General features: G+C 72.4%; 24 protein-coding genes. 19 read left to right on the forward strand and 5 right to left on the reverse strand.

Annotation, left to right across the window (positions count from 1 at the left end; genetic code table 11):
• Positions 1 to 13 precede the first annotated feature (13 nt).
• Positions 14 to 520 (forward strand): hypothetical protein, encoded by a 507-nt coding sequence (locus tag LWJ43_RS25660; protein ID WP_277334562.1) that lies wholly within the window; start codon positions 14 to 16, stop codon positions 518 to 520.
• Positions 521 to 597: 77 nt separating this feature from the next.
• On the opposite strand, the gene LWJ43_RS25665 is transcribed toward LWJ43_RS25660, so the two are convergent.
• Positions 598 to 1767, reverse strand: coding sequence for a DUF7847 domain-containing protein (locus LWJ43_RS25665; protein WP_277334563.1), 1170 nt, complete (start codon positions 1765 to 1767; stop codon positions 598 to 600).
• Positions 1768 to 1922: 155 nt separating this feature from the next.
• On the opposite strand from LWJ43_RS25665, the gene LWJ43_RS25670 reads away from it, so the two are divergent.
• The 3 genes from LWJ43_RS25670 to dapD all read left to right on the forward strand — a co-directional run bounded on the left by LWJ43_RS25670 (position 1923) and on the right by dapD (position 3976).
• Complete coding sequence (locus LWJ43_RS25670; protein WP_277334564.1) at positions 1923 to 2243, forward strand: DMT family transporter; 321 nt, start codon at positions 1923 to 1925, stop codon at positions 2241 to 2243.
• Positions 2243 to 2791, forward strand: coding sequence for a TetR/AcrR family transcriptional regulator (locus LWJ43_RS25675; protein ID WP_277334565.1), 549 nt, complete (start codon positions 2243 to 2245; stop codon positions 2789 to 2791). Before LWJ43_RS25670 ends, LWJ43_RS25675 begins: the two co-directional genes overlap by 1 nt.
• A 186-nt stretch (positions 2792 to 2977) precedes the next feature.
• Complete coding sequence (dapD, locus tag LWJ43_RS25680; RefSeq protein WP_277334566.1) at positions 2978 to 3976, forward strand: 2,3,4,5-tetrahydropyridine-2,6-dicarboxylate N-succinyltransferase; 999 nt, start codon at positions 2978 to 2980, stop codon at positions 3974 to 3976.
• Here dapD and dapA read toward each other — a convergent pair.
• The gene (gene dapA, locus LWJ43_RS25685) at positions 3973 to 4860 is read right to left on the reverse strand and encodes a 4-hydroxy-tetrahydrodipicolinate synthase (protein WP_277334567.1); all 888 of its coding nucleotides are present in this window, start codon (positions 4858 to 4860) and stop codon (positions 3973 to 3975) included. The genes dapD and dapA overlap by 4 nt on opposite strands.
• Positions 4861 to 5002: 142 nt before the next feature.
• Between dapA and LWJ43_RS25690 the strand changes: the two genes are divergently transcribed.
• The 5 genes from LWJ43_RS25690 (at position 5003) to LWJ43_RS25710 (ending at position 11382) form a co-directional block, all read left to right on the forward strand.
• Positions 5003 to 5641, forward strand: coding sequence for a DUF4232 domain-containing protein (locus LWJ43_RS25690; RefSeq protein ID WP_277334568.1), 639 nt, complete (start codon positions 5003 to 5005; stop codon positions 5639 to 5641).
• 296 nt (positions 5642 to 5937) lie between these two features.
• Entirely contained in the window at positions 5938 to 7404 is a 1467-nt protein-coding gene (locus LWJ43_RS25695; RefSeq protein WP_277334569.1) for a hypothetical protein, read from the forward strand.
• Between the two features lie 283 nt (positions 7405 to 7687).
• Positions 7688 to 9157, forward strand: coding sequence for an alkaline phosphatase PhoX (locus LWJ43_RS25700; RefSeq protein ID WP_277334570.1), 1470 nt, complete (start codon positions 7688 to 7690; stop codon positions 9155 to 9157).
• Between the two features lie 334 nt (positions 9158 to 9491).
• Positions 9492 to 11072 carry a TROVE domain-containing protein gene (locus tag LWJ43_RS25705; RefSeq protein ID WP_277334571.1) on the forward strand — a complete coding sequence of 527 codons (1581 nt, stop codon included), beginning with the start codon at positions 9492 to 9494 and terminating at the stop codon, positions 11070 to 11072.
• Between the two features lie 79 nt (positions 11073 to 11151).
• Complete coding sequence (locus LWJ43_RS25710) at positions 11152 to 11382, forward strand: hypothetical protein (protein WP_014156926.1); 231 nt, start codon at positions 11152 to 11154, stop codon at positions 11380 to 11382.
• A 108-nt stretch (positions 11383 to 11490) separates the two neighbouring features.
• Here LWJ43_RS25710 and LWJ43_RS25715 read toward each other — a convergent pair whose 3' ends face one another.
• The 3 genes from LWJ43_RS25715 to LWJ43_RS25725 form a co-directional block, all read right to left on the reverse strand.
• The gene (locus LWJ43_RS25715; protein WP_277334572.1) at positions 11491 to 12696 is read right to left on the reverse strand and encodes a TerD family protein; all 1206 of its coding nucleotides are present in this window, start codon (positions 12694 to 12696) and stop codon (positions 11491 to 11493) included.
• A 64-nt stretch (positions 12697 to 12760) separates the two neighbouring features.
• Positions 12761 to 12994: a hypothetical protein gene (locus tag LWJ43_RS25720; protein WP_277334573.1), complete on the reverse strand. Its 234-nt coding sequence runs from the start codon at positions 12992 to 12994 to the stop codon at positions 12761 to 12763.
• Between the two features lie 68 nt (positions 12995 to 13062).
• The gene (locus LWJ43_RS25725) at positions 13063 to 13872 is read right to left on the reverse strand and encodes an NAD-dependent epimerase/dehydratase family protein (protein WP_277334574.1); all 810 of its coding nucleotides are present in this window, start codon (positions 13870 to 13872) and stop codon (positions 13063 to 13065) included.
• A 342-nt stretch (positions 13873 to 14214) separates the two neighbouring features.
• On the opposite strand from LWJ43_RS25725, the gene LWJ43_RS25730 reads away from it, so the two are divergent.
• The 10 genes from LWJ43_RS25730 to LWJ43_RS25775 all read left to right on the forward strand — a co-directional run bounded on the left by LWJ43_RS25730 (position 14215) and on the right by LWJ43_RS25775 (position 25506).
• The gene (locus tag LWJ43_RS25730; RefSeq protein WP_277334575.1) at positions 14215 to 15174 is read left to right on the forward strand and encodes a 5-dehydro-4-deoxyglucarate dehydratase; all 960 of its coding nucleotides are present in this window, start codon (positions 14215 to 14217) and stop codon (positions 15172 to 15174) included.
• Positions 15171 to 16355: a hypothetical protein gene (locus LWJ43_RS25735; RefSeq protein ID WP_277334576.1), complete on the forward strand. Its 1185-nt coding sequence runs from the start codon at positions 15171 to 15173 to the stop codon at positions 16353 to 16355. Before LWJ43_RS25730 ends, LWJ43_RS25735 begins: the two co-directional genes overlap by 4 nt.
• A 231-nt stretch (positions 16356 to 16586) precedes the next feature.
• Complete coding sequence (locus LWJ43_RS25740; RefSeq protein WP_277334577.1) at positions 16587 to 17243, forward strand: GntR family transcriptional regulator; 657 nt, start codon at positions 16587 to 16589, stop codon at positions 17241 to 17243.
• 32 nt (positions 17244 to 17275) lie between these two features.
• The gene (locus LWJ43_RS25745; RefSeq protein ID WP_277335992.1) at positions 17276 to 18178 is read left to right on the forward strand and encodes a dihydrodipicolinate synthase family protein; all 903 of its coding nucleotides are present in this window, start codon (positions 17276 to 17278) and stop codon (positions 18176 to 18178) included.
• Positions 18175 to 19920 carry an L-arabinonate dehydratase gene (gene araD, locus LWJ43_RS25750; RefSeq protein ID WP_277334578.1) on the forward strand — a complete coding sequence of 582 codons (1746 nt, stop codon included), beginning with the start codon at positions 18175 to 18177 and terminating at the stop codon, positions 19918 to 19920. The genes LWJ43_RS25745 and araD overlap by 4 nt, the downstream gene beginning before the upstream one ends.
• 122 nt (positions 19921 to 20042) lie before the next feature.
• Positions 20043 to 20981 (forward strand): carbohydrate ABC transporter permease, encoded by a 939-nt coding sequence (locus LWJ43_RS25755; protein WP_277334579.1) that lies wholly within the window; start codon positions 20043 to 20045, stop codon positions 20979 to 20981.
• Positions 20978 to 21895, forward strand: a complete 918-nt coding sequence (locus LWJ43_RS25760) for a carbohydrate ABC transporter permease (protein ID WP_277334580.1) — start codon at positions 20978 to 20980, stop codon at positions 21893 to 21895. Before LWJ43_RS25755 ends, LWJ43_RS25760 begins: the two co-directional genes overlap by 4 nt.
• 73 nt (positions 21896 to 21968) lie before the next feature.
• Positions 21969 to 23141: a Gfo/Idh/MocA family protein gene (locus LWJ43_RS25765; RefSeq protein WP_277334581.1), complete on the forward strand. Its 1173-nt coding sequence runs from the start codon at positions 21969 to 21971 to the stop codon at positions 23139 to 23141.
• Positions 23138 to 23962 carry a DUF6807 domain-containing protein gene (locus LWJ43_RS25770; RefSeq protein ID WP_277334582.1) on the forward strand — a complete coding sequence of 275 codons (825 nt, stop codon included), beginning with the start codon at positions 23138 to 23140 and terminating at the stop codon, positions 23960 to 23962. The genes LWJ43_RS25765 and LWJ43_RS25770 overlap by 4 nt, the downstream gene beginning before the upstream one ends.
• The gene (locus LWJ43_RS25775) at positions 23959 to 25506 is read left to right on the forward strand and encodes a glycoside hydrolase family 43 protein (protein WP_277334583.1); all 1548 of its coding nucleotides are present in this window, start codon (positions 23959 to 23961) and stop codon (positions 25504 to 25506) included. Before LWJ43_RS25770 ends, LWJ43_RS25775 begins: the two co-directional genes overlap by 4 nt.
• The last annotated feature ends 183 nt before the right edge of the window (positions 25507 to 25689 follow it).

The following is a 25689-nucleotide window of genomic DNA, read 5'->3' on the forward strand; positions in this document are numbered from 1 at the left end:
GCAGACTGCGCCCATGGGGAGAAGACCAGGCGTCCGGACCGGCACGGCAGGCGGCTGCCTCTTCAACGGGTGCCTGACGCTGTGCGCCCTGGCGTTGGCAGCCGTCGGGGGAGCCTGGATCTGGCTGGCGACGCAGCCCGGCCGGGACGAGGACGCGGCGCGCGCGGACCTGCGGGAGAACGTCGAGAGGCACCGGGAGCGCCTGGTGTCGGCAGGGGCGGACGGCATGCTGACGGACGCGGAGACCGATGCGTTGTTCCCCGCGGTGGCGGGGACGAACGGGGTCGCGGAGATCGAGAGGCGCGGCGGCTCGGTCACGGTCGTCGCGGGGCTGTCGGGCCTCGGGCCGCCGCGGGCCTTCATCTTCGTGAGCGCGGTGACGGTGGAGGCCTGCCACGCCTTCGAGGTGCGTTCCCTCGGCGAAGGTGCCCCGCGTGTGTCCGTTCGGGAGGTCCCCGACGCACGCTGCGCGGACGCGGCGCCCCGGAGGGGGCCGGGTGAAGTGGTGCCTCGCGGATGACGGGACGGCGAGGCAGCCGGAGGCCCGCCCTCATGGTGCGGCGGGCCTCCGGCGTCACCCCCCGGCTACCGGACGGGTCACCACTGCGGTGTCCCGCCCCCGTACGGCGGCGGGACGGGCCCCTGGTGGGGGAAGCCCTGCGGGGGTACGCCCGCGGCCTCGGCCAGTACCGGGCCGAGGTTCTCCGTCCGGATCCGCCGGTCGACGTAGAGCAGGCCGGTCACCAGTTGCGGGAACGTCGTGGAGATGATCTGGCTCAGCGTCATCCCCAGCATGGTCGCGATCAGGTAGCCGCTCATCGCCACCACCACTGCCGCGGGGCTCGGGTCCTCGTCCAGCGACGCCGTCCCGATCATGCCGGGGAACAGGCCGAGGAACGTGAACGGGATCTGGATGACGTAGCCGGCCACGGCCGCCATCAGCCCGGCCAGCAGGGTGATGCCGAAGACGCGCCACCAGTCGCCCTTCACCAGCTGGGCGGAGCGGCGCAGCGCGGCGACGGGACCCTGGCCCTCGAAGACCACGGTCGCCGGTGCCAGGCAGACCTTTATCCAGAGCCAGACCGCCAGCGGCCCGGTCGCCAGGGCGCCGACGATGCCCAGCGACGCGGCGATGGCGGCGCCGCTGCCGCTGCCGCTGTCCATGGTGAGGACACCGACGATCAGCCCGAAGAAGGCGACCATGACGAGCAGGACGGGCACGATCGCCACGAGCGACGTGAGGATCAGAGCGCCGATCACGGGGGCGACGCGGGCCCAGGCCCTGCGCCACACCGCCGCGAACGCGATCGGCCTGCCGAGTACCGCCTCCTGCAGCACCGTGGGGACCGCCGCGTACATCAGGCCGGAGACGACGGCGATGACGACGATGCTCAGCAACCAGAGAACGATGCCCGCGGTCACGAGCGGAACGACGTCCGCGGACGCGGCCGTCTCGTCGTGGTCGAGGGCCACCACCCGGTGCAGATGGTCGGAGACGGCGGAGTAGGCGACGGCCACCGCCGCCGCCATCAGGAGAGCGGCGCCGCCGTAGAGCGCAGCGGCCATGCCGAACAGCTGCTTCCAGTACCTGCCCATCGTCGAGAACGCCCCGCCCAGCACGTCCCCGAGCCCCAGCGGGGCGAGGGGTATCACCCCCGGCTTCGGCGGCGGCACCCAGCCGCCCCACCCGGGCGGCCCCCCGAAGGGATGTCCACCGTGCTGCGCGCCCCCGTAGGCGCCCCCGCCCCACCCTGCGTCCTGCGCCACCACTGCTCCGTTGTTCGTATCGTCCGGTCGTCATCAAGCCGTACCGGTGCGGACACCGTAGCTTCCCGGCTCCGGCGCGATCCGTCCGGTCCGGGCGGGATGGGGGCGCGCACGGATGTGTACGTCCGTACACATCGTTGTGTACGCTTGTACACATGGGATACGGACTGCTGGCCGCGGCCATCGCGGCGGAGGTGGCCGCGACGACGGCCATGAAGTACAGCGAGGGCTTCACCCGGCTGTGGCCCTCGCTCGTCACGGTCGTGGGCTACATCCTGGCGTTCACGCTGCTCGCCCAGACGCTCAAGACGCTCTCGATCGGCACCGCCTATGCCATCTGGGCGGGGGTGGGCACCGCCGCCGTCGCCGCCATCGGGGTTCTCTGGATGGGCGAGCCCGCGGGCCTCGCCAAGCTGGCCGGCATCGCGCTGATCATCGCCGGGGTCGTGGTCCTCAATCTCGGAGGGGCCCACTGATGGCCCGCAGGCACGATCCCGAGCGGCGCGAGCGCATCATCGAGGCCGCCATCCGCGTCGTCGGCGCCAAGGGCATCGCCGGCCTCAGTCACCGCACCGTGGCCGCTGAGGCCGATGTGCCGCTCGGCTCGACGACGTATCACTTCGCGTCGCTGGACGAACTGCTGGTCGCCGCGCTCCGCCGGTGCAACGAGAACTTCGCCCGGATGGTCCGGGAGGGGCCCCATCTCTCCGACCCGGCCGTCCCCCTCGCCGACGCGCTGACCCGGCTGCTGGGGGAGTGGTTCTCGGGTGGGCGCGGGCCGATGGAGCTGGAGTACGAGCTGTATCTCGCGGCGCTGCGACGGCCCGCCCTGCGGCCGGTCGCCGGCGAGTGGGCCGACGCGCTGGTCGCGCCGATCGCCCACCGCACCGACCCGGCGACCGCACGGGCGCTCACGGCGCTGGTGGACGGGATCTGCCTCCAGGCGCTCCTGACCGGGGGCGAGTTCGACCCGGAGTACACCAGGGAGATGCTCGCCAGGATCGCCGAGGGGCCGGCCGGCTGAGCGCGGTCGGACGGCGCCCCGGCGTGCGGGCTCCCTCGGGGCGTGGCCCGGCACGGCGCCGCACGGCCGGGTGACGGCGACGCCCGGGGCCCCGGGCGGCAGCCGGGCCGGCGGGAGACGGACGGACACGCTCCGGCACCCGGGACCGGTTCGCCCGCGCGGGGCTCGGACGGTTAGGTTCTGTGCATGACCGACTCGACTTCCCAGGGCTCCGCCCGCACCACCGGCGCCGTCGCCGCCGGCCTCGCCACCATCGCCGGTGACGGCACCGTCCTCGACACCTGGTTCCCCGCCCCCGAGCTCGCCGCCGAGCCCGGGCCGGCCGGCACGCAGCGTCTGAGCCCCGAGGAGGCGGTGAACCGCCTCGGCGAGGGTGCCGCCAAGGCCATCGGCGTGGACGCGCGCCGCGGGGTGGAGGTCGTCGCCGTGTCCACGGTCATCTCCTCGCTGGACGACAAGCCGCTGGACGCGCACGACACCTACCTGCGGCTGCACCTGCTCTCGCACCGTCTCGTCCAGCCGCACGGCCAGAACCTCGACGGCATCTTCGGCTTCCTCGCCAACGTCGCCTGGACGTCGCTCGGTCCGGTGGCCGTGGACGACCTGGAGAAGGTCCGGCTGAACGCCCGCGCCGAGGGCCTGCACCTCCAGGTCACCTCCGTGGACAAGTTCCCCCGGATGACGGACTACGTCGCGCCCAAGGGCGTGCGGATCGCGGACGCCGACCGGGTCAGGCTCGGGGCGCACCTCGCCTCCGGCACGACCGTGATGCACGAGGGCTTCGTCAACTTCAACGCGGGCACCCTCGGCACCTCCATGGTCGAGGGCCGCATCTCCGCGGGCGTCGTCATCGGCGACGGGTCCGACATCGGCGGCGGCGCCTCCACCATGGGCACGCTGTCCGGCGGCGGCAAGGAGCGCATCGCCATCGGGAAGCGCTGCCTGATCGGCGCCGAGGCCGGCATCGGGATCGCGCTCGGCGACGAGTGCGTCGTCGAGGCCGGGCTGTACGTCACGGCAGGCACCCGGGTCACGATGCCGGACGGGCAGATCGTCAAGGCGCGCGAGCTGTCCGGCGCCTCGAACATCCTCTTCCGCCGCAACTCGGTCTCCGGCGCCGTCGAGGCCCGGCCGAACAACGCGGTGTGGGACGGGCTCAACGACGTCCTGCACAGCAACGACTAGTCGGTAGCGGCGAGGAGTTCCTCGTACAGCCCACGCAGCCCGGCGGCCGCCTCACGGCCGGCGGGCTGCAGCGGTTCACGGACCGGGCCCGCGCCCAGCAGCGCCTTCGCGGTGACCGTGCCGGGCAGCCCGGCGGCCATCATGGCCTCGACCAGCGGGGCGACCAGCCCGTTGAGGCGTGCCGCCTCCGCGGTGTCACCGGCGTCGAACGCGTCCAGCACGGCCCGCATCTGACGGGGGACCGCGTTGGCGACCGTGCTGACGTAACCCGCCCCGCCGATCGCGTACATCGGGAGGTTCAGTTCCTCGCAGCCCGAGTAGTACGCCAGCGAGGTCCGCGCCATCACCCCGGTGGCCGCGAGCAGGTCGTACGAACAGTCCTTGACCGCCAGGACGCGCGGGTGGCGCGCCAGACGCAGCAGCGTCGCCGGTTCGACGCGCGTGCCGGTGCGGCCCGGGATGTCGTACAGCATCAGCCCGATGCCGGTCGCCTCCGCGACCTTGAGGAAGTGCGCCTCCACGGCGGCCTGCGGCGGGCGGCTGTAGTACGGGGTCACCACCAGCAGGCCGTCCGCGCCCGCCGCCTCGGCCTCCTGCGCGAGCCGGACCGTGTGCCGGGTGTCGGAGCTTCCCACCCCCGCGATCAGCGGGACCGAGGCGCCGACCTCCTCCCGGACCGCGCGCAGCAGCGCGGTCTTCTCCTCGTCCGTCGTGGTCGGCGACTCGCCTGTGGTGCCGCTGAGCACGAGGCCGTCGCAGCCGTCCGCGACGAGGCCGGCGGCATGTCGGCGGGCGGCGTCCAGATCCAGACCACCTGTGGCGGTGAACGGCGTGATCATGGCGCAGAGTGCGCGGCCGAAGGGCCCGGCGGTGTGCGAAGTCATGTCCGCAGTCTCCGCCCCCGGTCCGCGCGGGTCCACTTAGATCTGCTTGGGGTGAGTGGCAACGGATGCTGAACGGTGAACCCGCTGTCTGGCATGATCGAACAGATCGGCGACGGACCGTTCCAGGGGTGGGGTACACGGAATGCGCGTGCGGAAGACGGTCCCGGCGGCCGTGCTCACGGCGGCCGCGGCACTGACGTTGTCCGGCTGTGCCGGATTCCTCGTCCCGGCGGGTGAGGGGGAGCCGGAACGGAGCCGGGCGGCTGAGGAGCGGACGGCAGGCCCCGCCCCGGCCCCTGCTCCAGGGGTCACGACGGACGCCCCCGCCCAGGGTGCGCCGAGCCCCTCGGTGCCGGCCGGTGGCTGTCCGGCATCCGGCGCCGTCGTGGACATGGGGCCCGTCGAGGCCGCGATGTTCCACCGCGCCGTCACGCTCACGCTCACCAACTGCGGGAAGCGGCCGTACCGCGTCCACGGCTACCCGTCGGTCCGGGCGCTGGGTGACGACGGTGAGCGCATCCCCGTCCCCGTGAACGCGGGAGGATCGATGTTCGGCAACGACGAGGGGCCCGAGGAGGTCGTGCTCGACCCCGGCGGGAAGGTCACATCGATACTGGCCTGGGTCTCCACCGAGGAGGGCGGCGACCTCATCGAGGGCGACGCCCTGGAGATCGCGGCCGCGCCGGACGCCGGGGCACGGGTCTTCCCGCTGGAGGAACACGACGTCCGGCTGATGGACGAACTGAACACGACGGCGTGGCGGACGGCCGCAACCGGATGAACGGCCGTGGCCTCGACCGCGCTTGACGTACCGGGGGCCGCTCGGGCGCACGCCGACGCCCCTGCCGCGCCCGGAGGGGGCGCCGGATCACCGACACCCGGCGGGAGACCGGGTCCGCGCCCGGAGAGCGGGACCGTGCGCCGCTGGACGTCCGCCCCCGGCCTCTGCGCGGACCTGGGGTGGAACCGGGCGGCACGGGACGAAATACGTCTACGCTGGAGCCGCGGCCGAGGACCCGTACAGACAGGGCCGGCCCTTTGCCCACATCCCGCGCACGCCCCGAGGAGAACCCCCTGATGTCCGCAGAGCGCCCCTCCCTGCCGCCGGTGCGGCTGCACACCGAGGCCGAGCTGGCACGGGACGCGCTGGCCGCTCCGCTGCTCGCCCGGGCCGTCCGCCTCGCCCGCTGGGCCGGCCCCGCGACCCGGGTGGGCGCCGGGGGAGAGCTCGCCGAGGCGCAACTGCCCGCGGCAGCCGAGCACCTGGGCCTCGGCGACGACGAGGACGGCGCGGCGTACGCCAGCGAGGCGTGGCGCCTCGCCGTCGACACGGGGCTCCTCGACGTCGAGGACCCGGAGGACGAGGACGCCGAGGGCGACGCGGAGGGCACCGTCACGGCAGGGGAGAACCTGGGCCTGCTGACCTCCGGATCGCCGCAGGACGTCCTCGCGATCTGGCTCGACGGCCTGGATGCGGTGCACGCGGACGCCACCGCACCGGCCTTCGACGACTTCGCCGACCTCGTCCGCGAGGACGGCAGCGTCGACTTCGACGCCCTGGACTGGGACCCCGAGGAGGAGGCCGAGTTCCTCGACGGAGTGCTCGGCAACCTCTATCTGCTGACGCTCTCGGAGGCCGGCCCCGCGGACGGCCCCGTGCCGCTGCCCGCTCTCGCCGCGTCCATGGTGGTGCCCGAGGACATGGGCGAGCCCACCGACGACGTCCTGGAACAGGTGTCCGAGGTCATGATGCGGCTGGACGACCAGTTCCGGGTCCTCGCCCCCATCGGGATCGTCGAATACCGGCCGGTGGACGAGGCGTTGCTGACCGAGGAGGGCGAGGAGGCGACGCCGCCCGCCGACGACGAGGACGTCACCCGCTACGGCATGGTGAGGCTGACCCCGCTCGGTCTCTACGGCATCCGGGAGCGGATGCTGGAGGCGGGCGTGGACGCCCCCGCCGTCGGTGACCTCGCGGACAAGGGCGCCGACGTCCTCCTCGACGGCATCGCGTACTACCCCGAGGAGGCCGCGCGCACCGAGGTCGGCCTCTGGCTCGGCCGGCGCGGGGCTGAAGGGGCGGAGGCGGCCGCGGCGGAACTCCTGGGCGCGGCACGCGGCGCCGACGGGCGCGCACCTCTGCGCAGGCTCCACTGCCAGCAGGCCCTCGCGCTGGTCGGGCCGGAGGCCGAGCCCGCCGTGCGCGCCGTGCTCGGTGACCCCGAGCTCGGCGGACTGGCGCGGGTCTGGCTCGCGGAGCGTGGCGCGGCGGACGTACCGGCGCCCCCGGAGCAGATGATCTTCTGGCTCGCCGTCGACACGATCGCCGCGCAACTGGACGCCGACGACGATCTGGACGAGCTCCAGGAGCTGGTCGAGGGGCTCTCCGGCCAGCACAGCGGCTTCTTCGACCAGGCGTGGAGGGTCGAGCACCCCGCGACGGCGGAGGTGCTGGAGGCCGTGGGGCGGCTGCACCGGGACCGGAAGATCGCGAAGGCGGCCCGCAAGTCCGCCTTCAAGGCCCGCTCGCGCGCGAAGGGCTGAGCCGCGGCCGCACGGAGTCACAGGCGCGCCCGCTCCGGACCACCGGGCATCCCGTGGTGGGCGTGAGGGCCTGAGCACCTGGAGGCGTGCGGGCCGTCCGGCGGGAGGGTTTTCGGCCAGGACGGCCGACCCGGGCCGCACCGGGTGTCCCGCTTCGTCCCCGAACGCGGCACGGTTTGATGTGCAGGCCCGCTCGACGTCGCACGTCGTTCAACTCCTGTTGGTGCGGGGGAGGGAGCGTGATCGCGCCAACCACCCGGCCACGCACCAGCAGGAGTCCGCGATGTCGATCACGCGCAGGGAATTCAGCAGACAGTCCGCCCTCACCGGCGCCGGCATAGCCCTGACCGGCGCCGTCGGCACCCTGGCCACGGCCCCCGGCGCCCTGGCAGCCGATGACGCGCGACACGGCGACGGGCACGGGCACGACGACGGCAAGGGCCACGGGCACGGCAAGGAGCTGGGCTACGGCCCGCTGCTGCCCGACCCGAAGGGCATCCTCGCGCTGCCCGCCGGATTCTCGTACCGCGTCCTCACCCACAGCGGTGTCACCAAGCTGGAGACCGGCGAGCCGACCCCCTCCAACCACGACGGCACCGCCGCCTTCGAAGGGGCCCGTGGAGTCACCCTCCTGGTCAACAACCACGAGCTGAGCGGCACCCGGGCCGGCTGGGAGCACCCCGTCCCGCTCACCGACGGCCTCGTGTACGACCCGGTCGCGGCCGGCGGCTGCACGGTCGTGGAGACGCGCCGCGACGGCCGCACCGCCGAGTGGGTCGGCATCGCGGGCACCTCGACCAACTGCGCGGGCGGCAGCACCGAGTGGGGCACCTGGCTCACCTGTGAGGAGACCGAGGACAAGGCCGGCAAGAACGGCCTCCTCAAGGACCACGGCTACGTCTTCGAGGTCGACCCCTACGACAAGCGCGCCAACCGCGACCCGCGCCCGATCAAGGCGTTCGGGCGGTACGCCCACGAGGCCGTCGTCATCGACCCGAAGCGCGGCCACGCCTACCTGACCGAGGACGCGTCCGGCCCCAACGGCCTGCTCTACCGCTGGGTCCCGCCGCACGGCTTCAAGCACGGGCGCGGCAAGCTGCGCACCCTGGCCGACGACGCCGGTGTCCTGCAGGCCACCAAGTGCTTCGACAAGAAGGGCGCGTTCGTCGACGACCTGTCCCGGGCGACGGAGATCGGCACCGTCTACGGCGTGGACTGGGTCGACGTACCCGACCGTGACGCGAGGACGGTCTCCGTCCGCAAGCAGTTCACCGAGGGGCAGGTCACCCGCGCCCGCAAGCTCGAAGGGATGTGGTGGGGCGACGGCGGCGCCTACATCGTCTCCTCCTTCGCGCGTGGCGAGAGCCCGGTCGCGCACGACGGCCAGGTCTGGTTCTACGACCCCAAGCGCCGCACGCTGACCCTGAAGGTGCTGCTCGGCGTCAACGCCGACCCCTCGAAGGACGGCGCCTTCGACGGCCCGGACAACATCACCGTGTCCCCCTACGGCGGTCTGGTCATCGCCGAGGACGGCGAAGGCGTCCAGCACCTCTTCGGCGCGACCGACAGCGGCCGCACCTACCCGATCGCGCGCAACGAGCTGAACGGCGGCACGGAGGAGGACCCCTCCTACAGCGAATTCACCGGGGTCACCTTCTCGCCCGACGGAAAGACGCTGTTCGCCAACATCCAGACGCCGGGCATCATGCTCGCCATCACCGGCCCGTGGAAGCGTCAGCCGGACAAGCACTGACATCCGCACACGCGGCGCGGGCGGGAAATTCCCTCGCGCGCCGCGCGTGCGTCCTCCTAGAGTCATGGCCATGCACCTCCCGGTGCGAAGGCAGCGGCTACTTCCTTTCCCGAAATACGCCGCAGCCGTCCTGATCTCGGGAGGCACATGCGCCGGGGTGCCCGGTGCGCAGGCGACGGATACTTCTTTGATCCGAGTGTTGCGGGTTCGAGTCCCGCCCGGCCACGGCCGGTAGCTCAACCGGACAGAGCATCGGAATAGCACCGCCGCCGACTCCTGATCTCGGGCACCCCTCCTCCGCTGTGTCCTCTCCCATGAATTCGGGGGAATTCACATGGCACGCTTCAACACCCGGCTCACCCGTCCCCACGTCACCTCGCCCGTGAGGTCGACCGGGCACACCGCCCGCAACCACCAGGGCGCCACGGGACACCTCCGCGACACCCGCTCCGAGCTGTTCCTGCTCGCGGTGGCCGACTTCGTGTCGCAGGAGACCTTCCACGAGGACGCGGAGGAGCGCGACACGCGCTTCGCCGCGCTGGTGCGGACCCTCGCCGTAGAGGACCCGGAGTGGACGGCAGGGCTGCTGCGCTGGCTGCGCCGCGAGGGGCGGATGCGCACCGCGTCGGTCGTCGGCGCCGCCGAGTACGTGAAGGCGCGGCTCGACGCGGGCGCGGTGGACGGCCCGTCCGGCCGGCAGGTCGTGGACTCCGTGCTGCTGCGCGCGGACGAGCCCGGCGAGCTGCTCGGGTACTGGACCTCGCGGTACGGCCGCGCCGTGCCCAAGCCGGTCAAGCGCGGGATCGCCGACGCGGTGCGGCGGCTCTGGAACGGCAAGGCGCTGCTGAAGTACGACACGGCGACCAAGGGCTACCGCTTCGGTGACGTACTCAACCTGGTGCACGCCGCCCCGGATCCCGCCAAGCCCTGGCAGGGCGATCTGTTCCGGTACGCGCTGGACCGCAGGCACCACCCCGAGAACGCCGAGGCACCCGCGTCGAACCGCACACTGACCGCCCACCGGGCCCTCATGGCCGTGCCGGCCGCGGAGCGTCGTGCGGTGATCACCGGGCCCGGCGGCGCGGAGCGGCTGGCCGAGGCCGGCATGACCTGGGAGGCGCTGGCCGGCTGGCTCCAGGGGCCGATGGACGCCGCGGCCTGGGAGGCCGTGATCCCGTCCATGGGCGCGATGGCGCTCGTGCGCAACCTGCGCAACTTCGACGAGGCGGGGGTCCCGGACGAGGTCGCGGCAGGAGTGGCGGCGCGGATCAGCGACCCGGAGGCCGTGGCCGCCTCACGTCAGTTCCCCTTCCGCTACCTCGCGGCGTACCAGCACGCGCCGTCGCTGCGGTGGGCCTACCCGCTGGAGCAGGCGCTGGGGCACTCCCTGGGGAACGTCCCGGCGCTGCCGGGCCGCACGCTGATCCTGGTCGACCGCTCCGGCTCGATGTGGTCGCCGCTGTCCGACCGCTCCCGGCTGAACCGGGCCGACGCGGCGGCTGTCTTCGGCGCGGCGCTGGCGCTGCGGGCCGCGGACGCCGACCTGGTGGAGTTCGGCACGAGCAGCTCGGCGGTGGAGTACCGCAGGGGTGAGTCCGTGCTGAAGATCCTGGAGCGCTTCGGCAACCTGGGGGGTACCAACACGGTGCAGGCGGTACGCAAGCACTACCGCGCGCACGACCGGGTACTGATCGTCACCGACGAGCAGGCCTCGTTCACGTACTACGGCGACGCGACCGAGGGCATCCCGCCGACCGTGCCCGTCTACACCTGGAACCTCGCCGGGTACCGGGTCGGGCACGCGCCGTCGGGAAGCGAGAACCGCCACACCTTCGGGGGGCTTTCCGACGCGGCGTTCCGCATGGTGCCCTTGCTGGAAGCGGGCAGGAGCGCGGACTGGCCCTGGATCCGCTGATTACGAATGCGGTACTACTGACCGCTCCGGAGCGGTCGGGCATGGCGTCCGGCGCTTACAGGGCGCATACTCGACCGTAATGAAACAGTCAGCCGGTTCCCGGCGTCACCTGCCTTCCAGTCCCTTCAACCGCCCGGCCCAGGCGGCCCCACCGGTCGAGTGCTTCGATGTGGGCGACAGGGTGTCGCACGACCAGTTCGGACTCGGACGAGTCCTTGCTGTCGAGGGCGACAACGACGCAGTGCTCATCGACTTCTCCGGGCGCCAGGGGAGGATTCTGAGCCCGTACTCCAAGCTGACCAAGCTCTGAGGGAGCGGACGAGCACGCAACGCGTCCCACCGGAGACTCTCCGGATCCGGGGCACCTGAGGGGAAACCCGTCGGGTGCCCCGGAAGCCGTTCCGGGGCCGGTGGGGTGCTAGAGGGCCTTCGCGGCAGGCTTGACCATGCCGCGGACGGTCCGCGACTTCACGAACTCACCCATTCCGGTCATTTCCCACTCGCCGGAGAACTGCTTGATCAGCTTGGCCATCATCACGCCGGTCTGCGGCTCGGCGCCGGTCAGGTCGAAACGGACCAGCTCCTCGCCGGTGGCCGCGTCGATCAGCCGGCAGTAGGCCTTGGCGACCTCGGTGAACTTCTGCCCGGTGAAGGAGTTGACCGTGAAGACCAGACCGGTCGCGTCGGCGGGGATCCGGCCGAGGTCGACGACGATCACCTCGTCGTCGCCCGCGCCCTCGCCGGTGAGGTTGTCGCCGGAGTGCTTGACCGCGCCGTTCAGGATGGAGAGCTTGCCGAAGTAGCAGCTGTCCAGGTGGCTGCGGTCGGGGCCGAAGGCGATCACCGAGGCGTCGAGGTCGATGTCCTTGCCCCGGAACGCGGGCTCCCAGCCGAGACCCATCTTCACCTGCGAGAGCAGCGGCCTGCCGCCCTTGACCAGGGACACCGTCTGGTTCTTCTGGAGGCTGACCCGGCCCTTGTCCAGATTGATCTTGCCGGAGCCCGCCGGGGCGGGCGGGGCCGCGGGGACCGGGGGAGCGATCCGGGGGTCCACGGGAGCGGCCACCGGTGCCGGGGGGGCGACGGGTGGGGCCACGGGTGCGGGCGGGGCGGCCGCGGCGGGCTCCTCCACCGAGACGCCGAAGTCCGTGGCGATGCCGGCCAGGCCGTTCGCGTAGCCCTGGCCGACCGCGCGGGCCTTCCAGGCGCCGTTGCGCAGGTAGATCTCGATGACCAGCAGTGCCGTCTCGCCGCCCAGCTGCGGCGGGGTGAAGGTGGCGAGCGCGGTGCCGTCGTCCGCGTTGCGCACGGTGGCGGTGGGCTCGACGCCCTGGAAGGTCTGGCCCGCGGCGTCGGGGCTCGCCGTGACCACGATCTTCTCGATGCCCGGGGGGACCGCCGTGGTGTCCACGACGATCGCGTCGGGCGCGGACCCGCCGCCCGAGCGGTAGGTCACGCCGGGGCCCGAGGGCTGGTTGTAGAAGATGAAGTCGTCGTCGGAGCGCACCTTGCCGTCGGCGGTGAGCAGCAGGCCCGAGACGTCGAGCCGCACCGGGGCGGCGACGTCCACCGCCACGCGGGCGGCGGAGAGAGGGATGTTCGAGCCGGGGGTCATTGCGGTCATGCACGGGGTAACGAACGACCCGGCTTTGCCGTTCCCTTACCTTCGGCGGTTTGCTCCGTACGGCTCAGCGCCCGCCCCGGGCCCGGTTGCGGGGGTGCTCGCGGGCGGTGCGCTCGTTGCCGTGCCGGTAGGCGCCCGTCCAGCGGGCCATGACGAGCTGGGCGTCGCCGGAGACCACCTCCGCCAGGAACTTCTCCGCCCGGCCGCCGCGCAGGGTGCCCGCGGGGCGGCCGTGGTGGGTGAGGGTGACGCTCGCGTCACCGTGCTGCTCGTACTGGAATCCGGAAGGCTTCGGCATGGCGGTATGGTGCCCGTCCCGCCGCGCCACGTCGCGCGGATTTCCGGGCGGGACCCCGTACGGACCCCTCAGTGGGGCCAGATCGGCGGGTTCGTGACGAAGTGGCCGCCGAGGTGGGCGTGGTCGGGGTTCTCCGGGTCCAGTTCGCCGTGCTCGGCGACGAGCTTGTCCGCGTACTGCTCGGAGTCGTCCTGCGGGTCGTAGCCGAGGGAGCGGGCCGTCGTCAGGTCCCACCACAGGCGGGTGTTGTCGGACGAGCCGTAGACCACGGTGTGCCGCACGTCCTCGGCGGTGAGGGCCGCGTGGAAGAGGCGCGCTCCGTCGCCGGGGCTCATCCAGACGGACAGCATCCGCACCGACGTCGGCTCCATGAAGCAGGAGCCGATGCGCACCGAGACGGTCTCCACGCCGTGCTTGTCCCAGTAGAGCTGGGCGAGGTCCTCGCCGAAGGACTTCGACAGGCCGTAGAAGGTGTCGGGGCGGCGGGGGGTCTCGACGGGGATCAGCGGGTCACCGGCGAGCGGACGCGGGGTGTAGCCGATGGCGTGGTTGGAGGAGGCGAAGACGATCCGCCGGACGCCCTCCTCGCGCGCCGCCTCGTAGAGGTTGTACGTGCCCTCGATGTTGGAGCGCAGAATCTTGTCGAACGAGGATTCGAGGGAGATGCCCGCCAGATGGATCACCGCGTCGACGCCCCGCACGGCTTCCCGCAGCGCGGCCCTGTCGCCGAGGTCCGCGGTGACCGCGTCCGGCTCGCCCTCGATGGGGGCGACGTCGAGGAGCCGGAGGTCGTAGCCGTACGCGGGGAGCAGTCCCCGCATCAGGGTGCCGAGGCCGCCGGCGGCGCCGGTGAGAAGGACGGTGCGGGGAGCTGGCATACGTGGATCTCCTCGGTGCGGGCGCAGGGCGCGGGCGCGGCGTGCGTGGACGGTGCGGGTCTGAGCCGCGTGGGGCCTGACGTACGGACAGCAAGGTACGCGTGGCACGCAGCGGTCGCACGACCGCCCGATGCCTCAAATTCATGGACGGCATTCACATGCGTGGACACGCTAGGAAGAGGTGGCGGACCGCGTCAAGTGTCGCTGCGTGCCGACCGGTTCGCCGCGGGGTCGGGTGTTCGTGTCTTGACCGGCGCCGCGCGGCTGCCTTAGCGTGGCAGCGTTCAGAAATATGGACACCGATCATAATTGTGCACGCCTGGATCTGCTCAGGGAGCGCCCGTGACCTCAGCCCCCCTTGCCGCCCGACTCACCACTGGAGCCGGGCCGCTCTTCTTCCCCGTCACCGCCTACGGGCCGGACGGCGCCGTCGCCCTCGACGTCTTCCGCGCGCACGTGCGCAAGGGCATCGACGCCGGTGCCGCCGCCGTGTTCGCCTGCTGCGGCACCGGCGAGTTCCACGCGCTGGACCCCGAGGAGTACCGGCTCGTCGTCCGGGCGGCCGTCGAGGAGGCCGCGGGACGGGTGCCCGTCGTCGCCGGCGCCGGCTACGGCACGGCGCTCGCGATCCGGTACGCCGAGCTCGCCGAGGCGGCGGGGGCGGACGGGCTCCTCGCCATGCCGCCCTACCTCGTCGTCGCCGGCCAGGAAGGGCTGCTGGCCCACTACACCGCCCTCGCCGCAGCAACCTCGCTGGAGACGGTCGTCTACCAGCGGGACAACGCCGTCTTCACCCCGGAGACCGTGGTGGCCCTGGCCCGGACCCCCGGGATCATCGGCCTCAAGGACGGCCTCGGCGACCTCGACCTCATGCAGCGCACCGTCAGCGCCGTGCGCGGCGCGCTGCCCGGCGGGGACTTCCTGTACTTCAACGGGCTGCCCACCGCGGAGCTCACCGGGCTCGCCTACCGGGGCATCGGCGTCACGCTCTACTCCTCCGCCGTCTTCGCCTTCGCCCCCGACATCGCCCTGGCCTTCTACCGGGCGCTGGAGTCCGGCGACGACGACCTGGTCAACGCGCTGCTCGACCACTTCTACCGGCCGCTCGTCGAACTGCGGGCCAAGGGCCACGGCTACGCCGTGTCGCTCGTGAAGGCGGCCGTCCGGCTGGAGGGCCTGGAGGTAGGTCCGGTGCGCACCCCGCTCACCGAGCCCCCGGCGGAGCACGTCGAGGAGCTCACCTCGGTCATCGCGAGCGGCCGTGCGGTGCTGGACAAGTACCGCGCGGGGGAGGCCAGGTGAAGGCCTCCGCCTTCCTGTACCCCTGGGACGTCGTGGGGGACCCGGACGCCGCGGCCCGCCTCGCGGACACCGGCGTCCAGCAGGTGACGCTCGCCTCCGCCTACCACTCCACCCGGGCACTGACCCCGCGCCACCCCGGCCGCCGGATCGTCACCGCGGAACACGCCGCGGTGCTCTACCCGCCCGACGCCACGCGCTGGGCGGGGCGGGAGCTGCGCCCCTACGCCCAGTCCTGGGTGGCGGGGGACGACCCGTACGCCGAGGCGGCCGAGGCCCTGGCGGGCGCCGGTCTCCAGGTGCACTCCTGGGTGGTCCTCGCGCACAACTCCCGCATGGGCGCCGAGCATCCGGACACCTCCGTCGTCAACGCCTACGGCGACCGCTACCCGTGGGCGCCGTGCATCGCCCGGCCTGCCGTGCGGGAGTACCTGGTGGACCTGGCGGCCGAGGCCGCCGCGCGCCCCGGGACGTCCGGTACCGAGCTGGAGTCGTGCGGCTGGTACGGCTTCGCCCATCTGCACGCCCACGACAAGACCTCCGGGGTCGCCCTCGGGGACGCGGCGCAGTATCTGATGTCCCTCTGCTTCTGCTCCGACTGCCGGGCCGGCTACGACTCGACGGGGCTCGCCGCCGAGGAGCTGCGCGCCGCCGTGCGCCGCGCCCTGGAGCCGGTCTGGTCCGCCTCCGGATCCGGTGAGCAGGGCTGGGCCGGGGTGCGGAAGCTGCTCGGCGCCGGTCTCGCCGACGCCACCCTGCGGTGGCGCCGCCAGGTGGCCGGGGGCCTCCAGGAGGCCGCTGTCGCCGCCGTGCGGGCCGCGGCGGCGGGACCGGACTTCCAGGTCCTGCTGCACGCCGACCCCGCCGTCCACCGCACCGGTGCCAACGTGGGGACGGACCCCGCCCACATCCTGTCCACGGCCGACGGCGTCGTACTGCCCTGCACCGGCGCGGACGCGGCACGCGAGGCGGTGCTCGGGCCGTTCGCGGGTCTCCCCGGGGTGGTGGCCGCGAACTTCAACGTGGTGAGCGGCATGGGCGGCAGCCCCGGCACCCTGGAGCGGGACGCCTCGCACGCCGCCTCGCTCGGTGCGAACCAACTGCGCCTCTACCACGCGGGCCTGGCCTCCGGGCCGGACCTGAGCGCCGTCACGAAGGCTCTCTCCGGGGTCCGCGGCGGCTGATCCCGGGCAGTTCCCACCATCGAAGCGCAGGTCCCCGGCCCCTCGCCGGGGGCCTGCGCCGGCCGCGTTCGGGGTGCGCGGGCCCGCCCCGGCGGCACACCGGCCCGGTGTTCGCCGAACTTCTTTTGCCAGAAGCGTTGACGAAACATTCCCACCGCTCTAGCTTCATCGCGTCGTACTTCGTACGTCATATATGAGACGCGATACGCGAGATGCGAGAGCTCTTCACCCATGACCTTTGCGCCTGCCCCGATTCCGTCCAGGACCCAGTACGTGCTGGAGGCGATCAAGCACGCGATCCTCACCGCGCAGCTGAGACCCGGACAGGCGCTCGTGGAGACCGAGCTCGCCGCCCAGTTCGGGGTGTCGAAGACGCCCGTACGCGAGGCGCTGAAGACGCTCGCGGGAACCGGGCTCGTGGTCATGAGCCAGTACAAGGGTGCCACCGTGCGGCTCGTCGACGCGACCATGGCCCGGGAGGTGTACGACGTGCGCCTGCTCCTCGAGCCGGAGGCGCTGCGTCGCTCCATCACCCGCAAGGTCTCGCTGGAGGCGGCCCAGGAGGCCCTGGAGCGCGCCGACTCGGCGATCGACAAGGCGGACAGGTCGCTCGCCAACCGGGACTTCCACCGGGCGCTGTACCTGCCCTGCGGCAACCCGCTGCTCGCCCGGATGCTCGACGAGATCCGCGACCAGGCCGCACTCGTGTCGACCGTCGCCTGGTCGGCGATCCCGTCCTGGGAGCGCGAGGCGGCCGAACACCGGGAGATCCTGCGGCTCGCCCTCGCCGACGACGCCACGGCCGCCGCGGCGGCCCTGCACGACCACATCGCATCGTTCGTACGCCGTGCCTTCCCCGACGACGAAGACGGGGGTGACACGGCGTGAACCACCAGCACCTCGACGAAAGGCCAGTCCGCATGGACCTCTCCCCGCTGAAGGCGGCCCTCGCAGACGTAGTGGCGATCCCGGTGACCCCGTTCGCCGAGGACGGGAGCATCGACGTCCCGGCGCACCGCGCCCTGCTGCGACGGCTGCTGGACGGCGGCGTCCGCATCGTCACCCCGAACGGCAACACCGGTGAGTTCTACGCGCTCACCCCCGACGAGCGGCGCACCGTCACCGAGCTGACCGTCGAGGAGGCCCGCGGCCGTGCCACGGTCCTGGTCGGGGTCGGCCACGACGTGCCGACCGCCGTGGCCGCCGCCGAGCACGCCGGGGAGGCCGGGGCCGAGATGGTGATGGTGCACCAGCCGGTGCACCCCTACGTCTCGCAGGACGGCTGGGTCGACTACCACCGGGCCATCGCCGAGGCCGTCCCCGGGCTCGGCGTCGTCCCCTACGTCCGCAACCCGCTGCTCGCCGGCGAGCGCCTCGCCGAACTCGCGGACAGCTGCCCCAACGTCATCGGTGTGAAGTACGCCGTCCCGGACGCCGCCCGCTTCGGCGCGTTCGCCCGGGACGCCGGCCTGGAGAGGTTCGTCTGGGTCGCGGGGCTCGCCGAGCTCTACGCGCCCTCCTACTTCGCCACCGGCGCCACCGGTTTCACCTCCGGACTCGTCAACGTCGCCCCCGGTGTCTCACTCGCCATGCTGGAGGCCCTGCGCGCCGGCGACTACCTCGCGGCGATGAAGGTCTGGGAGCAGATCCGCCGCTTCGAGGACCTGCGCGCCGACCGGCAGTCCGCCAACAACGTGACGGTCGTCAAGGAGGCCCTGGCCTCCCTCGGCCTCTGCCGCCGCGACGTACGCGCGCCGAGCCGGGAGCTCCCCGAGGACCAGCGCGCAGAGGTCGCCGGCCTGGTCGCCGGGTGGTCGATGTGACCGGCACCGGAACGCAGGGGCGCCGCGTCGCTCCCGAGGAGCTGCGCAGCCACCAGTGGTGGGGTACGGACGGCCTCCGCTCGTTCAGCCACCGCGCCCGGACCCGGCAGCTCGGCTACCTCCCCGAGGAACACCTGGGCAAGCCGGTCGTCGCGATCCTCAACACCTGGTCCGACATCAACCCCTGCCACGTCCATCTGCGCGAGCGCGCGCAGGCGGTCAAGCGGGGCGTCTGGCAGGCGGGCGGCTTCCCGCTGGAGTTCCCGGTCTCCACGCTCTCGGAGACCTTCCAGAAGCCGACCCCGATGCTCTACCGCAACATGCTGGCGATGGAGACGGAGGAGCTGCTGCGCTCCTACCCCGTCGACGGCGCCGTGCTGCTCGGCGGCTGCGACAAGTCGACGCCCGCGCTCCTGATGGGCGCCGCCTCCGTCGACCTGCCGACGGTCTTCGTGCCCGCGGGGCCGATGCTGCCGGGCCACTGGCGCGACGAGGTCCTGGGCTCCGGCACGGACATGTGGAAGTACTGGGACGACAAGCGGGCCGGGCTGATCGGCGACTGCGAGATGGGCGAGCTGGAGAACGGGCTCGCCCGCTCACCGGGCCACTGCATGACGATGGGCACCGCCTCGACCCTGACGGCCGCCGCCGAGGCGCTCGGCGTCACGGTGCCGGGAGCCTCCTCCATCCCTGCGGTGGACTCCGGTCACGACCGGATGGCGGCACAGTCCGGGATCCGGATCGTCGAACTGGTGTGGCAGCAGCTGAAGCTGTCGCAGATCCTCACGGCGGACGCCTACGAGGACGCCGTCGCGACCGTCCTCGCGCTCGGCGGCTCCACCAACGCCGTCATCCACCTGATCGCGATGGCGGGCCGCTCCGGGGTGACGCTCACCCTGGACGACTTCGACCGCATCGCCCGCACCGTGCCCGTCCTCGCCAACCTCCGCCCCGGTGGGAAGTACCTGATGGAGGACTTCCACTTCGCCGGCGGGCTGCCCGGATTCCTGGCCCGGCTCACCGACGTGCTCCACCTCGACCGGCCCACCGTCACGCACGAAACGATGCGCGAACAGCTCGAAGGGGCGCTCGTCCACAACTCCGACGTCATCCGGGAGCGCGACAACCCACTGGCTGAGGAGGGCGGTGTCGCGGTCCTGCGCGGCAACCTCTGCCCGGACGGCGCCGTCATCAAGCACATCGCCGCCGAACCGCACCTGCTGCGCCACACCGGACCCGCGGTCGTCTTCGACGACTACAAGGAGATGCAGCGCACCATCAACGACCCGGCCCTGGCCCTCACCCCGGACCATGTGCTGGTGCTCCGCAACGCCGGCCCCAAGGGCGGCCCCGGCATGCCCGAGTACGGCATGCTGCCGATCCCGGACTACCTGCTGAAGCAGGGCGTACGGGACATGGTCCGGCTCTCCGACGCCCGCATGAGCGGCACCAGTTACGGGGCCTGCGTCCTGCACATCGCACCCGAGTCCTTCGTCGGCGGCCCGCTCGCACTGGTCCGCACCGGTGACCTGATCACGCTGGACGTCGAGGCGCGGCTCCTCCACATCGAGGTGTCCGACGAGGAGCTGGAGCTGCGCAGGGCCGGGTGGACCGAACCGCCCGCCCGCTACGGGCGCGGCTACGGGGCGCTCTACCAGGACCAGATCACCCAGGCCGACACCGGCTGCGACTTCACGTTCCTCGCCCGACAGGGAGAGGTGCCCGACCCGTACGCGGGCTGACCGGGCGAAAAGGATTCAGCGCACCGCCCCGTCCGGAATACCGAACGGCATGCGGTAAGCGCTTGCACCATGCACCGAAAGAACGGCACATCCAGCACTTTTCCAGAGAACGGAGACGCGTCATGGCCCAATCCGCAGCCGTGGCCACACCGCCCCCCAAGGGCAAGGCCTCCAAGCGCCGCTCGGCCACCCCCCGCCGCCTGCCGTATCTGCTGATCGCACCCGCGGGCCTGCTGATGCTGGGCTTCATCGCCTATCCGGTGGTCAGCGTCTTCTACTACAGCCTGCAGAACTACAACGTCACCAAGCCGTGGCGGAACGGCTTCGCGGGCCTGGACAACTTCACCCGGATCTTCACCGAGGACGAGCAGTTCTGGCCGACGCTCGGCTTCAGCGCCCAGTGGGTCTTCACCCAGGTCACCCTTCAGCTCGCCCTCGGCCTCGCCCTCGCGCTGATCGTCAACCAGACCTTCATCGGCCGCGGCATATCCCGCGCCATGGTCTTCTCGCCCTGGGCTGTCTCCGGTGTGCTGACCAGCACCATCTGGATCCTGCTCTACAACTCCTCGACCGGCTTCAGCCGCTACCTCGCGGACGCCGGGATCGGTGAGTACGGCACCTCGGTGCTCTCCGACACGGGGACCGTCTTCTGGGCGGCGACCGTCTCCGAACTCTGGCGCGGTGTCCCCTTCTTCGCGATCCTCATCCTCGCCGACCTGCAGTCCGTCTCCAAGGAGCTGTACGAGGCGGCGTCGGTGGACGGAGCCGGCCGGCTGCGCCAGTTCTTCCACATCACACTCCCGCACCTGCGCGACGCGATCATCCTGGCCACCCTGCTGCGCGGGGTCTGGGAGTTCAACAACGTCGACCTGCTGTACACCCTCACAGGCGGCGGACCCGCGGGCGAGACCACCACCCTCCCGCTCTACGTCGCCAACACAGGCATCGAGGGTCACGACTTCGGATACGCGTCCGCGCTCACCACCGTCGCCTTCGTGATCCTCCTCTTCTGCTCGATCGTCTATCTGCGCCTGAGCAAGTTCGGAGGCGACAACAAGTGACCGCCGCACTCGTGGAGAAGAAGGACGCCCGTACGCCGGGCCCGTCCCGGGGCAGCGCCGCCCCGCCGCCCTCCTCGCACCGCCGCGCGAAGCGCGAGCGTGCCTTCGACGACGTACCGCGCTGGCAGATCTACGTGCCGCTCGGCGTCTACCTGCTCTTCACGCTCATCCCGTTCTACTGGATGTTCCTCTTCGCCGTACGGCCCGCCGGCTCCACCTCGCTGGTGCCCTGGCCGATGACGGGGGACCACTTCTCCAAGGTCTGGAACGAGCGCAGCTTCGCCCTCTTCTTCCAGAACAGCATGATCGTGGGCGTCGCGACGCTGATCGCCACGACCCTGGTCGCGCTAGCCGGCGGCTACGCGCTGGCCCGCTTCGACTTCAAGATCAAGGGCGCCTTCATGCTGGCCCTGCTCTGCTCGCAGTTCATCCCGGGCGCCCTGATGCTCGTGCCGCTCTTCGAGATCTTCAAGAACCTCCAGATGATCAACTCCCTGGGGAGCGTCGTCATCGCGGAGACCGTCTTCCAGCTCCCCCTGTCGATCATCCTGATCAGCGGATTCATCAAGAACGTGCCGGTCTCCCTGGAGGAGGCCGCCTGGGTGGACGGCTGCTCGCGCTTCAAGGCCTTCTGCGCCGTCGTCCTGCCGCTCCTGCGCCCCGGACTCATCGCGGTCGGCTCGTTCGCCTTCGTCCACAGCTGGAACCACTTCCTGTTCGCGCTGATGTTCCTCAGCGAACAGGACAAGCAGACGATCCCGGTCGGCCTCAACACCCTGATCGGCGCCGACAGCGTCGACCTGGGGGCACTGGCCGCGGGCGGTGTCATCGCCGCCGTACCCGTGGTGATCGTCTTCGCCTTCATCCAGAAGTGGCTCATCACCGGCTTCAGCGCCGGCGCCGTGAAGGGATGACGGACATGACCCGGAAGCCGAGCCCCCGCGCCGCCGACGCGGCCCGCCGGTCCGGAGCGGGGAGGGCCGGCCGATGAGCGCGACCACCCCCGTACCCGTCGTCCTGGCCGGAGCCCGCGGCCACGGCCGCTGGCACCTCGCCAACGTCCGGCGACTCCAGCACCAGGGCCTCGTCAGGCTGGCCGGAATCTGTGAACTGAACCCGCTGACCGACGCCGAACTGGACCTGTTCGCCGGGGAGATGCCGGAGCAGTCCTCCGACTTCGGAGCCCTCCTCGACTCCACAGGCGCGCGAGCCGCCATCATCTGCACCCCCATCCCGACGCACACCACGCTGGCCCTGACGGCGGCAGCCCGGGGCGTCCACCTGCTCCTGGAGAAGCCGCCCGCCGCCACCTGGGACGACTACGCCCGCATGGCGGACGGGGTGCGCGAGGCGGGCGTCGCCTGCCAGGTCGGCTTCCAGTCCTTCGGCTCCCACGCCGTCGCGGCGGTCAGGGACCTCATGGAATCCGGCGCGATCGGCTCCGTCCGGGGCGTCGGCGCGGCCGGAGCCTGGGTCCGCGACGACGCCTACTTCCGGCGGGCGCCCTGGGCCGGGCGCCGCAGGATGAACGGGACCGACGTGGTCGACGGGGTGCTCACCAACCCCCTCGCACACGCCGTGGCCACCGCACTCGAACTCGCCGGCCGGGGAAGGGCCGAGGACGTGCAGTCCATCGAGACCGAGCTGTTCAGGGCCCACGACATCGAGTCCGACGACACCAGCTGCGTCCGGATCACCACGACCGGCGGTCTGCCGGTCACCGCCGCCGTCACCCTGTGCGCCGAGGAGGCCGGCGAGCCGTACGTCATCGTCCACGGCGACCGCGGCCGCATCACCTTCTGGTACAAGCAGGACCGGGTCCTCGTCCAGCGCGCCGGACACGGCCCCGAGGAGGCGGTGCACGGGCGGACCGACCTCCTGGAGAACCTCGTCGACCACCTGGAACACGGCACCGCGCTCCTCGTGCCACCGGAGCGCACCGGCGCGTTCATGCGGGTCCTGGAGGCGGTGCGCACGGCCCCCGAGCCGACCGCGCTGCCCCCCACCGCCTGGCACACCAGGCCCGCAGACCGGGGCGACGGCGTACGCCGCGTCGTGCACGGCATCGACGGGACCGTCGCCACCGCGGCCGACACCCTCACCCTCTTCTCCGAACTAGGCGCCTCCTGGGCGCGCCCCAGCGAGGTGAGCACACCATGACCACCGCACTCCTCAGCTGCGCCGGACGCCCCGTCGGCCGCTACGGCTACCGGCCCGGGACGGCCGGCCGGCCCTATCTGCACCCCGTCACCACCCTCGCCGGCACACCCGTCACCGAGGAACGCCCGGCCGACCACCTCCACCACCTGGGCGCCTCCGTCGCGGTGCCCGACGTCGCCGGACACAACTTCTGGGGCGGGCGCACCTACGTCCGGGACCAGGGCCCCACCGAGCTCGACAACCACGGCACGCAGCGCCACCTCGGCTGGAAGCTGCGCGACCCGGACGGCTTCGTGGAGGAACTCAGCTGGGAGGCCGACGGCACCGAGCTGCTGCGCGAGCACCGCACCGTCGCCGTCACCGGGCTGTCCGACCGCGCGTGGGCGCTGGACTTCTCCTTCTCCCTCACCAACCGCGGCCGTACGGACCTGTCCATCGGCAGCCCCGCCACCAACGGCCGCCCCGGTGCCGGGTACGGCGGTTTCTTCTGGCGCGCACCCAAGGAGGCGGCACCGCCCGCCGTGTTCAGCGGAACGCTCGACGGCGAGGAGGCCGTGCACGGCAGGACCGCCGACTGGCTGGCGCTCGCCGGGGACGGCTGGACGCTCGTCTTCGCCGGCGCGACCGACGAGACCCGGCGCGACCCCTGGTTCGTACGGACCACCGAGTACCCGGGGGTCGGCTCCTCCCTCGCCGCCGAGAGCCGTCTTCCCGTCGCCGCCGGGGCCACCGTCGTGCGCCGGGTCGTCACCGTCGTCGCCGACGGGCGCCTCGACCGGGACGCCGCCGCGGCCCACGTCCGCAAGGCGGTCGCCGCATGACGGCGCCCTGGCTGGCCGACCTCGGGGACGGCACCTACCGCAACCCGGTCCTGAACGCCGACTGGTCCGACCCGGACGTGGTCCGCGTCGGGGACGACCACTACCTCACCGCGTCCAGCTTCGGCCGCGCCCCCGGGCTGCCCCTGCTGCACTCCCGCGACCTCGTCAACTGGACCCTCCTCGGCCACGCCCTCGAACGGCCGGGTCCGGACGCCGACTTCGCGGTGCCCCGCCACGACTGCGGGGTGTGGGCACCCTCCCTGCGTCATCACGCCGGCCGTTTCTGGATCTTCTGGGGCGACCCCGACCACGGCATCCAGCAGATCAACGCCGAGGACATCCGCGGCCCCTGGAGCGCGCCGCACCTGGTCAAGGCGGGCAAGGGGCTGATCGACGCCTGCCCCCTGTGGGACGAGGAGACGGGCGAGGCCTATCTGGTGCACGCCTGGGCCAAGTCCCGCTCCGGCGTCAAGAACCGCCTCACCGGCCACCGGATGAGCCCCGACGGACGCGAGCTGCTCGACGAGGGCACGACCCTCGTCGACGCCGACACGATCCCGGGCTGGTTCACCCTGGAGGGCCCCAAGCTCTACCGGCACGACGGCTGGTTCTGGATCTTCGCCCCCGCCGGGGGAGTGGAGACCGGCTGGCAGGGCGCCTTCCGCTCGCGGACGTTCGAAGGTCCCTACGAGGAGCGGGTCGTCCTCGCCCAGGGCAGCACCGACGTCAACGGTCCCCACCAGGGCGGCTGGGTCCGTACCGCCGCGGGTGAGGACTGGTTCCTGCACTTCCAGGCACGCGGGGCGTACGGCCGTGTGGTGCACCTCCAGCCGATGCGCTGGGAGGGGGGCTGGCCGGTCATCGGCGACGAGGGCGAGCCCGTCCTGAGGCACCGGCGCCCGGAAGCCCCCGAGCAGCCCGCGGAGGCACCGGCCTCCAGCGACGACTTCCCCGGCGGGCGCCACGGCCGGCAGTGGCAGTGGACGGCCAACCCGCGGACCGGCTGGACGGTCGGTCACGCGGGCGACGGGCTCCGCCTCAGCTGCGTACGGACCGCGTACGCCCACGACCTGCGCGCCCTGCCCAACGTCCTCGTGCAGCGCCTGCCCGCCGAGGAGTTCACCGTCGAGGTGGGCATCACGCTGGACACCGCCGAACCGGGGGCCAAGGCCGGCCTCGCCGTGCTCGGTGACGCCTTCTCGTGGATCGGCCTGGAGGCCGGCGCAGACGGTGAGGCCAGGCTCGTGCACCGGTACGCCGAGTCCGTCGCCGAGCACGAGCGGGACGCCGGACACCCCCGCCCCGCGCCCGGGGCGTCGGTCCGCGTCCGGATCGAGGTCACCCGCGGCGCCCGCTGCCGCTTCTACGCCGACACCGGCGACGGGACCGGCTTCCGCGCGTCCGGCCAGGTCTTCGCCGCCACCCCGTGGCGCTGGGTCGGCGCGCTGCTCGGCCTCTTCGCCACCGCCCCGGCCGGCGACGGGCCCTCGGGAACAGCCGGCTTCACCGCTTTCCGCACCACCGGAAGACCTCGCACCGTCTGACCCCGCACCGCTGTATGGGAGCCGCAATGACGCACCTCCGTACCGAGCGCACCAGAGCGAGAACACCGTCCACGGCCCACTCGCCGCCGTCTTTGTCATGCCCACCGCATCGCCGGGCGGCCGGCCCGCACCGCGCACACCACTGACCTCCCCCCACGTTCGCGCACAGATTCCGAGAGAGAA

Source organism: Streptomyces sp. JH34 (genome assembly GCF_029428875.1).
Lineage (GTDB): Bacteria > Actinomycetota > Actinomycetes > Streptomycetales > Streptomycetaceae > Streptomyces.

Bases quoted from the DNA above. Each gene is read 5' to 3' on its own strand.
- LWJ43_RS25710 (WP_014156926.1), top strand. From the start codon at position 11,152: ATGAAACAGTCAGCCGGTTCCCGGCGTCACCTGCCTTCCAGTCCCTTC.
- dapA (WP_277334567.1), bottom strand. From the start codon at position 4,860: ATGACTTCGCACACCGCCGGGCCCTTCGGCCGCGCACTCTGCGCCATG.
- dapD (WP_277334566.1), top strand. From the start codon at position 2,978: ATGACCGACTCGACTTCCCAGGGCTCCGCCCGCACCACCGGCGCCGTC.
- LWJ43_RS25745 (WP_277335992.1), top strand. From the start codon at position 17,276: ATGGACCTCTCCCCGCTGAAGGCGGCCCTCGCAGACGTAGTGGCGATC.
- LWJ43_RS25675 (WP_277334565.1), top strand. From the start codon at position 2,243: ATGGCCCGCAGGCACGATCCCGAGCGGCGCGAGCGCATCATCGAGGCC.
- LWJ43_RS25690 (WP_277334568.1), top strand. From the start codon at position 5,003: ATGCGCGTGCGGAAGACGGTCCCGGCGGCCGTGCTCACGGCGGCCGCG.
- LWJ43_RS25715 (WP_277334572.1), bottom strand. From the start codon at position 12,696: ATGACCGCAATGACCCCCGGCTCGAACATCCCTCTCTCCGCCGCCCGC.
- LWJ43_RS25725 (WP_277334574.1), bottom strand. From the start codon at position 13,872: ATGCCAGCTCCCCGCACCGTCCTTCTCACCGGCGCCGCCGGCGGCCTC.
- LWJ43_RS25755 (WP_277334579.1), top strand. From the start codon at position 20,043: ATGGCCCAATCCGCAGCCGTGGCCACACCGCCCCCCAAGGGCAAGGCC.
- LWJ43_RS25660 (WP_277334562.1), top strand. From the start codon at position 14: ATGGGGAGAAGACCAGGCGTCCGGACCGGCACGGCAGGCGGCTGCCTC.
- LWJ43_RS25670 (WP_277334564.1), top strand. From the start codon at position 1,923: ATGGGATACGGACTGCTGGCCGCGGCCATCGCGGCGGAGGTGGCCGCG.
- LWJ43_RS25765 (WP_277334581.1), top strand. From the start codon at position 21,969: ATGAGCGCGACCACCCCCGTACCCGTCGTCCTGGCCGGAGCCCGCGGC.
- LWJ43_RS25700 (WP_277334570.1), top strand. From the start codon at position 7,688: ATGTCGATCACGCGCAGGGAATTCAGCAGACAGTCCGCCCTCACCGGC.
- LWJ43_RS25720 (WP_277334573.1), bottom strand. From the start codon at position 12,994: ATGCCGAAGCCTTCCGGATTCCAGTACGAGCAGCACGGTGACGCGAGC.
- LWJ43_RS25705 (WP_277334571.1), top strand. From the start codon at position 9,492: ATGGCACGCTTCAACACCCGGCTCACCCGTCCCCACGTCACCTCGCCC.
- LWJ43_RS25775 (WP_277334583.1), top strand. From the start codon at position 23,959: ATGACGGCGCCCTGGCTGGCCGACCTCGGGGACGGCACCTACCGCAAC.
- LWJ43_RS25770 (WP_277334582.1), top strand. From the start codon at position 23,138: ATGACCACCGCACTCCTCAGCTGCGCCGGACGCCCCGTCGGCCGCTAC.
- LWJ43_RS25695 (WP_277334569.1), top strand. From the start codon at position 5,938: ATGTCCGCAGAGCGCCCCTCCCTGCCGCCGGTGCGGCTGCACACCGAG.
- LWJ43_RS25740 (WP_277334577.1), top strand. From the start codon at position 16,587: ATGACCTTTGCGCCTGCCCCGATTCCGTCCAGGACCCAGTACGTGCTG.